Source organism: Synechococcus sp. B60.1 (assembly GCF_047462555.1).
GTDB lineage: Bacteria > Cyanobacteriota > Cyanobacteriia > Thermostichales > Thermostichaceae > Thermostichus.
In genome coordinates this window covers 1-9,020 of sequence record NZ_JANSJN010000110.1, presented here as the reverse complement: position 1 = coordinate 9,020, position 9,020 = coordinate 1, and the positions used below count along the sequence as shown (strand labels likewise).

Genomic DNA, 9,020 nt, shown 5'->3' with positions numbered 1-9,020 from the left:
GCCGTGCGCTATGCCTCCCAAAACGGCTACACCTCTGAACAGGCGGCTGCCATTTTGCTGAGTGCCCTGCAGCAGGTAGCTATCCTCGAAGATCGCGTTAAGGATGACTACGACACCACCATGCGCCGCCGCAACCTGGAGTTTTTGGCGCAGCGGGGCCTCGGCTCCGGCACCCTGACCATCAATCCCAAGTACCGCAACAAGGGCCAAGGCCCCAACCCCTACCAAAATCCCTTTCAGCGCTGAGCAGTCGCTGCGAGCTAGGTGGGGAATGACTTCCGACCCTCATCTTCGTTGAGTCAACACAACATGGCTGACGCCACGCTGCGCGAACCGATAGCGTACGGCTTCACGCTTCCCAGACTTGTTGGTACAGAGGTCTCAGCGTGCTGCCACCGTGCAACCCACGGTGGAAACCAGTCAGGGAAGCTCTCCAGAGATTTAACTCAATCTCTTCAACTGAAGCACGAACGGCTTTCATCCCGACACTGATTGGCTCTTGAGTCAACACAATTCACCCATACAGTGCGGGGCTTCCCGCCGATTAAGTTTGAGGAGCACCTAGGCTTGCTTAAGCTTCCTCTTCCAGTTCTTGGATCTCTTCCGTAGGGGTGTGTCCAGTCGCTTTGTCTTCCTCAATCTGAACTGTACCAGTAGGGTTGTAGTACCGGCGCACATCCCACTCAGTAATCCAACGGCGAATAATTGACCGCACGGTAGTTGTGCCGTAAAGAGGAGGGAGCTCAGACAGTGATGGCCGTACCCAATCAGGGTAGGCTTTCTGGTAGAGATCCGCCACCTTGTGCAACATCGCTTGAATGGCCACCTGAGCTTCCGAACAGGAACGGAGGGGGATAGCCCGCCGAATGGCCTCCATGCCGGCCCTTACAGCTTCCTCAGAAACATGCTTCTGGCGCGCCATCTCAGGTGCCTTCTCCCAATCCCCTTTTTCCTGCAAGATAGACTTCTCAAAGTCGCGGGTTACTGCTGCCACTAGAATTAGCGGAGCTGCTTTTAGTTCTTCAGGTAAAGTTTCCTTGCCAAACAAGTGGCCAAGAACGCGGTAGGACTTGACCCGCTGCAGGATGCTGTACTGTGCAATCAGCTCGATCTCATCCACCAAAACCACCAAGCCCCTGAGCCCTATGGCCCGACATAGCTGAGCAGAAAAAGCCAGGCGCTGCCAGTGCAGACTTTCCGCAGGAGGTAGCTTGCCGACGGAGTGAGCCCCTGCCAGACCGTGATCCCGAAGTCTCTGCCGCACCTCTGAGAGCCTCAGGGTGGGTTCACCGGCCCAAAAGCGGACAATAGCATCTAGTTTCTCATCGTCACCCTCTAGCCTTTGGTGTAAAGCTAGAGTAGACGGCCACCAGCCCTCTCCAAATCGCCATTGGTTAACCCAAAGCTGGAACTCCTGGAAAGAAGGCTGTTTGTACTGCAGACGACCTGCAATGCCTTGAAGCCCGCGCTCAGCCATGTCAGGGAGTTCGATTTCGGCAAGGATGCGGGGAATTAGGCGACTAGGATTGCCAAGAGGCAGCTCTTTAGAGATGACAACCAGCGAGGTGGCAAAACCCTGCTTCTTTGCTTTTTCCTGCAGAGTTAGTAGAAGATGAGACTTACCAGTTCCAAAGTCCCCCTTCACGAGCATCCCCCCAGGCTCTAAGCTGGGGGCGTTGCATAATTCCCAAAACTTCTCTTCGACCTCTTGTTGCCAAGAGCCAAGTTCTGCAACTGCAAATGGATTGGGAACACCGTTTCGCAGCGCTTCAATCGCTCGTCGGGCTACAAGTGATGCGCTCATTGAAGTTGAACCATAGTTGTACAAGGATTGGGATAATTGGGAGAATATACCTCGTTCTCAATTCGAGTTTGCAAGGCCCGGTACTTATGGTAGGACAAAAGTTCTGATTCAATAAAGTCTAGAGGAGCCATGAAGATTAGGACTGTTTTCTCAAGCTTACTCTCTGCATCGATAAACTCTCGCAAGGTTTCGTAAAGCTCAATAATTTGCCTACGAGTGAAGATTGGACGTCCATTTTCTCTTCGCTCGTAGTAATGAAACAGACTGACAAGAATTGCTGTCCAACCGAGCTGGCGCGTGAAAAGCCTCAGAAAAGAAAGTAGGATCTCTCGAGAATTTGTCCTATCAATTTTTCGAAAAATAGCTGCCCCACGCACTTGACTAATAGATTTCAGTGTGCCTTTGAGCCACTCCTGAACCGCAAGGCACAAACCTTCTAGAGTGCCTGGACTTTGGAGAGGCTCGTAGATAAGACGGGAAATAGCCTTGCGAAAGTCGAGAGCCAGAGAGTAGTCCTGAAAAATCAGCTTCTTAATTTCTCGCTGGAACTGTATGTTGATCTCGCGGGCCTCAACTTGGTAAAGCTCTGCCAGTTCCTCTAAAGTGCAGTCTTGAAGTTCTGAGCTGGGGGAATATCCAATTTTTCTGAGAATGCTATAGCGCAGTTCTCTGGCAAAAGATTCCCAGTCTACCCTCTGAGCAAGGGCAAACCAAAAATTCTCAATTGAATGTAGATTGATGCGCTCTTCGCTTAGATCAAAAAGCTGAAAAGAAGAAAGAGATAGCTTTTCCTGAAGAGATTTGTAGAGGTGGGAGTAGGAATCTTTTGGGACGACAGCTAGCTTGACGGTTGCACCACCCGCAGGGATGAAGGATCCCAGGTAGTCTTTCTCAAGACAACGCAGCCATAAATCAAGCTGTAGACGACTCTGGGTTTCCCCACTCATAGACGCTCAAACTCCAAAAGATAGTAAATATGTTCCTCACCGCGTTCATCGCGAATGCGATAGCAGCGACCTGAGCGCGTGCCTGTAGATGCAGAGAAGATCAAGCGATAGCCATCCACATTGTTGATTGGGTTTCGATCTAGAAGGTAAAGATGTCGCGTAAATTCTGCTTCTGTGTAGTCTGAGTTATTGAGGTGGAGAACATCGAAGACATCTCGCGCAGCTACACTTATGGAGTTAGGCAGTTGCTCCACACGCTTTCTCAGGTAGCCTGACGCAATTCTTGCTGCCTTCCAAATGAGCTGAAGGACAGCCTGGGGATCAGTCTCTTTGCTCTTGGCGGCTCTTGCTCGCTTGATCGCCTCAGCAATAGCACTGGGCCGCTGGGATCGGAAAATCTTGCGGTCAATACGTACCCCCTCTCTGGCGAAGTGCACTAAGGCAGGAAAGGCCACAAAAATGTTGGGATTCTCGGTAGGAAGCCAGGGCTGGTCTACCCGTTCCCCCACTTCGCGGGCCAGGTCTTCGAGGGAGGAGGTGGACAAAGCTTGCTGGGCTTGTTCAAGAGCTCGCCTCACCAGCTCCACTTGGGAGAGAGCTTTGTTGAGGGCAGAGCCACAGCTTTCTACCTGGCGGTTTACTGCTTGGAGATCTCCCCTTCTGCTAGCAGCTTGGGCACTGCCTACCGCTTTCGTCAATTTCTTAGTTAGCTCAACCAAGCTGGCCAGCTCGCCGTCAAGAGCTTTGAAAGACTCTTCAAACATTTTTCTTCCAATTTTTTGACAAGGTAGCACTGCCAGGGAGTAAGATGCAAGACTCAGCCCCGCTTGGATTGCTCAGGGCATGCGCAGCTCCCCTTCCACCTCCAGGCGGGTGTAGGGGCCGACGGCGAGGAAGCGCTCCCCTAGCATTTCGGCAGCGGCAGGTTGGATCCAGCCCATGCGCTGCAGCAGGTGCAAAGCCAAGGCATATTTGGCCCGCGCGGCCCCATCCTGTACCTTGATGGCCAGGCCCATCCCCTCTCCGACGCGCCCAATGCACTGGATCCCTTCGGCGCCGGACTTGCTGACCAGCTCGCCTTGGGTGGCCCGCATCAATTCTGTGTCGAAACATCCCTGTCCGGCCACCATTTCCGGGTGGTGGGTCATGGCGCGGGCGATGGCCTCCAAGTCGGGCCGCTCGCCGGCAGTCAGTTGGGCAAATAGAGAGGCCAAATGGTTCAGTTGCAGTTGGTAGGTGGGCACGCCGCAGTCATCGCGGGCAAACAAAAACTCTTCCGAGGGCATCTGCAATAGATCCGCCAACTTAGCCCGCACCAGGGCCTGAACGGGGTGTTGCCGCTGGGCGTAGTCCGGCAGGGTCCAGTTCTGGGCGCGGCTTGCTAGCAGCATGCCAGCATGCTTGCCGGAGCAGTTGTGGCACAGGGGGCTGGGCTTGCCGGGTGGGGTGGGGCAGACCAGCAGCTCGGGAGACAGGTCGGCGCGCCAGAGCATGCTGAACACCTGCCGCGCATGGGCCGTGGTGCCCTGATGGGATCCGCACATAATGGCGATATCCTTCTCGCTGAGGCGGTAGCGCTCGCGGATGCCGGTGGAGAGCATGGCCAGCGCTTGGAAGGGTTTGAGCGCAGAACGGGCAAAAACAGGGGTGGTGCTGTTGCCGGCCATGGCCAGGGAGCGCCCGCGGCTATCGGCCACGACCGCTTGGCAATGATGGATAGATTCGGTCAACCCTTCCCGCAAAACATGGATCAACAGTTCGGGGGTGGTGGAACGATTCTCAAATGACATGAAATCCTGGGAAAGGGCCGACGAGTCTGAAAAAAGGATGTGTACTTTAATCAAATCATACGCGCAGATGCGGCGCGAGACGTTGCCGGAACCTTTCTAAGTAGCAAAATAGAACAGTTGCCTCTGGATCCCTGACTTTTGCCATGTCCTCAGCTCCACTGGTGTTTTTGGTTTGTCACGGCAGCCGGGATCCGGAATACCAACAGGCGGCGGCGGATTTGCTGGCCCGCGTGCGGCAGCGGCTGGCTCCTCAGCCGGTGGAGCTGGCCCAGTTGGAAGGTCAGCCCCTGACCTTGGCAGAGCAGATTCACAGACAATTGGCCTCCTGTCTGGATAGAGTCGATGGGCCGGTGGTGCTGCTGTCGCTGTTTATGGGCGGGGGATCCCATGTGGAGGAGGATTTGCCGGCTGCGGTGGAGCAGGTTCAAGCTCGCTGGCCGCGCCTGCAGTTGCTGCTGACGCCCCCCATCGGCCAGCACCCGGCCCTGCTCGATTTGGTGGCGGCTCGCGTGGTTGCGGCGCAGCGGTTGGGGGAACTGACCCACGGCTGGATCCTATTTGGCCATGGCAGCCGCCTGCCGGGATTTGCCGCCCAGCTCCAGGCCGGGATCCAAGCTCTGGAACAGCGCCTGCCCGGAACCCCCATCCACCTGGCTTTTGCCGCCCAGCCCCCGACACTGGAAGCGGCTGTAATCCATTGCCTGCGTCTGAGCCAGTATCGCCTGCGGGTGCTGCCGTTTTTTCTTTTTCCGGGCGGTCTGCTGCGCGCTTTACAAGAACAAGCTCAGCGGCTACAGCGAGAATGGCCCTTGCTGCAGATTACGGTGGAGCCGCCCCTCTGGCGGGATCCCCAGGTGGTACACGCCATCCAGGAGACCCTGCAGACGGCCTGTCTGACCGGGAAGTAGGGTTGGTTGGTCAAAACTGTCCTGTTCCAGCAGAATAGATATTTCCGACAAGCTATTGGGATTTGAGATGGGCAAAGTGTATCTGGTGGGAGCAGGGCCTGGGGATCCGGGACTGCTGACGGTGAAGGGCAAAGCGCTGCTCGCCCATGCGGACGTGGTCATCTACGATGCCCTGGTGGGATCCCCCATTTTGGATCTGATCCCACCCACAGCAGAACGAATCTACGCCGGCAAACACTGCGGCGCCCATACCCTCCCGCAGGAGCAAATCACCGCCTTGCTGATCGAGAAAGCCCAGACGGCAGCCGTGGTGGTGCGCCTCAAGGGCGGGGATCCCTTCATCTTCGGGCGGGGGGGCGAGGAGATGCTGGCGCTGGTGCAGGCCGGGATCCCGGTGGAAGTGGTGCCGGGAATTACGGCGGGCATGGCCGCCAGCGCCTATGCTGGGATCCCACTCACCCATCGCGACCTCAGCTCCTCGGTTGCCTTCGTAACCGGCCATGAGGCGGTAGGGAAATACCGCCCCCAGGTCAATTGGCGTGCCCTAGCCGAGGCCGTCGAAACCTTGGTGATCTACATGGGTATGCACAACCTCGGCCACATCGCCGCCGAATTGTTGGCCGGCGGCAAAGCTCCCGACACCCCCGTTGCCCTGATCCGCTGGGGCACCACGCCGGAGCAAGAGATTCATCTGCTCCGTTTGGAGACTCTAGCCGGTCAGCCCTCGCCTGTAGCACCGCCCGCCATTGTCGTGGTGGGAGCGGTGGTCAATCTGGCCGGCCTGTTGCCCACTCTATGTCCGCTTGCCCCTTCAGAGCCTCAATGAACGCCTTTTTTCGCAAGCTGAGGGCGCTCTTTGCCGCCTACTACGCCTACATGCTGGAGTACCGGGCGGAGCTGATCCTGTGGGTGTTGGCCGGATCCCTGCCCTTGATCATGATGGGGCTCTGGAGCGAAGCCGCCCGTTCAGGAGATTTCTCGCTCTCTTCCCTGGAGTTCAGCCGCTATTTTCTGGCCGTGTTCCTGGTGCGCCAGTTCAGCATCACCTGGGTGATCTGGGACTTTGAGCGGGAGGTCGTCGAAGGCAAGTTATCGCCGCGTCTGTTGCAGCCTCTGGATCCCGCTTGGCACCACGTCGCCAGCCACCTGATGGAGCGCCTGGCCCGTCTCCCCTTTACCATAGCTTTGATTGCCTTCTTTTTCCTGCTCTACCCCCGTGCTTTTTGGATCCCGTCTTGGCAACAGGTGGCACTGGGATCCCTGGCCATTCTGTTGGCTTTTGCCCTGCGCTTTCTTATGCAGTACACCCTGGCGCTGCTGGCCTTTTGGGTGGAGCGAATATCGGCTCTGGAGCAGCTTCATTTCTTGGTGTACCTGTTTTTGTCGGGGGTGATCGCCCCTCTGGAGGTGTTTCCACCGGCGGTGCGCCAGGTCTTGGCCTGGACGCCCTTTCCCTACTTGGTACATTTTCCCGCCGGCCTCTGGGTGGGGATCCCACAAGATATCCCGCGCGGTTTTGGCATGGGCCTGGCCTGGCTGGGGCTGTTTTGGCTGGTCAACCGCTGGCTGTGGCGCAAGGGTTTGCAACGCTACTCCGGGATGGGAGCCTAAACAAACCTATTTCCCAGTCCGCCTGAGCCGGCAGCAAGACTGCTTCTGGAACGACTATTATGGGGCAGGGGTTAGTTGATCGCCAGCATCCTATCTGGACTTAAACTTGCGGCAAGAGGTGAATAGCGCCCTCAGATCATCTCTTTAGTCATTCCTCAACAGCCTCTCCCCCTAGTCATCATGAAGCGCGTATTGGTCGTAGATGACGATCCCCTCTCTTTAAAGGTGCTGAGCCGCCACTTGACTCAGCACGGCTATCGGGTTTGTACGGGCGCTTCGGGTGTAGAAGGGCTGCGCCTGTTTGCCCAAGAGCAGCCGGATGTGGTGGTGTCGGATGTGGTGATGCCGGAAATGGATGGCTTCGAGTTTTGCCGGCAACTGCGCCAACAGCGGGGCGGCGAACTCGTCCCCTTTATCTTCCTCTCCTCTCGCAGTGAGCTGGACGACCGTGTTCAGGGCTACGAGTGGGGAGCCGATGACTACATCATCAAGCCCTTCGAGCCGCTGGAGTTGGTGGCCAAAATCGAGGCGCAAATCGAACGAGCCCGCCGCACCCAGTTGGAGATTCTGCGCCTGATCCAGCAGCAGACCCAGGCCAAATCCGAAGCCGCCCCCCGCTCCAGCTTAGCCGAGCTTCCCCTCACCCCCGCCGAAGAGCGGGTGTTCCGGGAAGTGATCCGCGGCCTCACCAACAAGCAAATCGGCGAGAAGCTGTTCATTAGCCCGCGCACTGTGCAAACTCACCTGACCAACATCCTCAGCAAGCTTTCTCTGGAAAATCGCTCGCAACTGGTGCGCTTTGCCTACGAACGGGGCTACGTCCCCCAGGAAGAGTCGGGCGACAAAAAATAGGCTGGGAGAGAGAGGGATCCCTCCTAGGCCAGGTGGAGTCTCAAGACGGCAGGCGTTGCCCTGCGCACCCGGCAGGGAATTCGCTCCCTGCCTAAGCGAACAAATGCCTCGTAGCGGTGGCAGCCAGAGAACCCGTAGTACTCTCCCTCCACTTCCAAAACCTCGATCGGCTCCTGCAGGCCGATGGCTTCGATGGAAGCCATCAACGCCTGCACTTTCTCCGGATCCGTCTGCCGCGGCAAGGGGCGACGAATTTGGGCCAGGGGAATCTCGCGAATGTGCGCCATGGTGAATTTTCTCCCTAGGTAAGCTTCTTAATCATACTCGTTATGACTTTGCTCTAGCAAGACTTGCAGAGGGAGTGGATTCTCAGGGCAGAGCATGGCAGGATAGCACCATTCCTCACTGCCCTTTCGCTCAGGAGCCAACTTAGCCATGTGGCAACTCCTCCAAGCTTTCTGGGGAAAGATCGCCGGCCAGGCTCCCCCCGTACCCCCTGGCAAGGTCCCACAAACCTCCCCTGGCGAGATGCCGCTGCAGCCACCTTCTCCCCGCCCAGCAGAAGCCTCTCAGCCCACGCCGGAACCTTCCACTCCAGCAGTGGCTGGGCAAGGTGGGGAAGCGGCGGTGGTGATCACTGCTCAGGAGCAATCCCCGGACTCTGATGCAGTGGAATTTCTCCTGGGCACCTCTACAGCCAAAAGCATCGGCAGCTTCTGGGCCATGGCCGATACGGGATCCCGGATTTCCCGCATTGCTTCCGCCACCGACAGTGGCCGTGCAGTCAGTTCTATTGCAATTCTCACTAGACTCTCCAGACCAGGCCTTGGCTGAGACCTGGGATCCCTGACCAGATGTCTCATCTTGCCATGGCTGCTGTTGCTCCCTGGCTGGGGTCAACGGCTGTCAGCGCCGGTTTGGAGAAGGTTGCAACACACAGCAGAGTAGCTTGGTAGTCCCGTACTCAGCGCTCGGCGCCGCTAGCGCGAGTAGTGCGGGGCGGAAAAGCCTTAGAGCAGTTTTAGCTGCTGTTCAACGTAAGGCGCGGGATTCCCCACCCGGGTGGGGAGGGATAGCGCCTCCTGACTGATTCTGGATATATCGCTTC

10 protein-coding genes and 1 pseudogene are annotated in these 9,020 nt (G+C 57.2%); 6 read left to right on the top strand and 5 right to left on the bottom strand.

Translation table 11 applies throughout. The features are described from left to right. Positions 1–246, top strand: a pseudogene (locus NW863_RS11220) (DUF3318 domain-containing protein); the annotation flags it as partial. A 325-nt stretch (positions 247–571) separates the two neighbouring features. Here NW863_RS11220 and NW863_RS11215 read toward each other — a convergent pair. From NW863_RS11215 to NW863_RS11200, 4 genes are all read right to left on the bottom strand, one after another. Beyond that, positions 572–1,804 carry a BREX system ATP-binding domain-containing protein gene (locus NW863_RS11215; protein WP_414366413.1) on the bottom strand — a complete coding sequence of 411 codons (1,233 nt, stop codon included), beginning with the start codon at positions 1,802–1,804 and terminating at the stop codon, positions 572–574. Further along, positions 1,801–2,751, bottom strand: coding sequence for a hypothetical protein (locus NW863_RS11210; RefSeq protein WP_414366411.1), 951 nt, complete (start codon positions 2,749–2,751; stop codon positions 1,801–1,803). Before NW863_RS11210 ends, NW863_RS11215 begins: the two co-directional genes overlap by 4 nt. Then, entirely contained in the window at positions 2,748–3,515 is a 768-nt protein-coding gene (locus NW863_RS11205; RefSeq protein ID WP_414366410.1) for a hypothetical protein, read from the bottom strand. The genes NW863_RS11210 and NW863_RS11205 overlap by 4 nt, the downstream gene beginning before the upstream one ends. Positions 3,516–3,587: 72 nt before the next feature. Beyond that, complete coding sequence (locus tag NW863_RS11200) at positions 3,588–4,541, bottom strand: asparaginase (RefSeq protein WP_414332471.1); 954 nt, start codon at positions 4,539–4,541, stop codon at positions 3,588–3,590. A gap of 143 nt (positions 4,542–4,684) precedes the next feature. On the opposite strand from NW863_RS11200, the gene NW863_RS11195 reads away from it, so the two are divergent. The 4 genes from NW863_RS11195 to NW863_RS11180 all read left to right on the top strand — a co-directional run bounded on the left by NW863_RS11195 (position 4,685) and on the right by NW863_RS11180 (position 7,912). Next, complete coding sequence (locus NW863_RS11195) at positions 4,685–5,449, top strand: sirohydrochlorin chelatase (protein WP_414366408.1); 765 nt, start codon at positions 4,685–4,687, stop codon at positions 5,447–5,449. A 67-nt stretch (positions 5,450–5,516) separates the two neighbouring features. Next, positions 5,517–6,275 carry a uroporphyrinogen-III C-methyltransferase gene (gene cobA, locus NW863_RS11190; RefSeq protein ID WP_414332467.1) on the top strand — a complete coding sequence of 253 codons (759 nt, stop codon included), beginning with the start codon at positions 5,517–5,519 and terminating at the stop codon, positions 6,273–6,275. Next, complete coding sequence (locus tag NW863_RS11185; RefSeq protein ID WP_414366406.1) at positions 6,272–7,060, top strand: ABC transporter permease; 789 nt, start codon at positions 6,272–6,274, stop codon at positions 7,058–7,060. Before cobA ends, NW863_RS11185 begins: the two co-directional genes overlap by 4 nt. Positions 7,061–7,240: 180 nt before the next feature. After that, positions 7,241–7,912 (top strand): response regulator transcription factor, encoded by a 672-nt coding sequence (locus NW863_RS11180; RefSeq protein ID WP_414366405.1) that lies wholly within the window; start codon positions 7,241–7,243, stop codon positions 7,910–7,912. 23 nt (positions 7,913–7,935) lie between these two features. Here NW863_RS11180 and NW863_RS11175 read toward each other — a convergent pair whose 3' ends face one another. After that, positions 7,936–8,199 (bottom strand): ParB N-terminal domain-containing protein, encoded by a 264-nt coding sequence (locus tag NW863_RS11175; protein WP_414366403.1) that lies wholly within the window; start codon positions 8,197–8,199, stop codon positions 7,936–7,938. 241 nt (positions 8,200–8,440) lie between these two features. Here NW863_RS11175 and NW863_RS11170 point away from each other — a divergent pair, with 241 nt between their 5' ends. Continuing rightward, positions 8,441–8,746 carry a hypothetical protein gene (locus tag NW863_RS11170; RefSeq protein ID WP_414366401.1) on the top strand — a complete coding sequence of 102 codons (306 nt, stop codon included), beginning with the start codon at positions 8,441–8,443 and terminating at the stop codon, positions 8,744–8,746. Positions 8,747–9,020 lie beyond the last annotated feature (274 nt).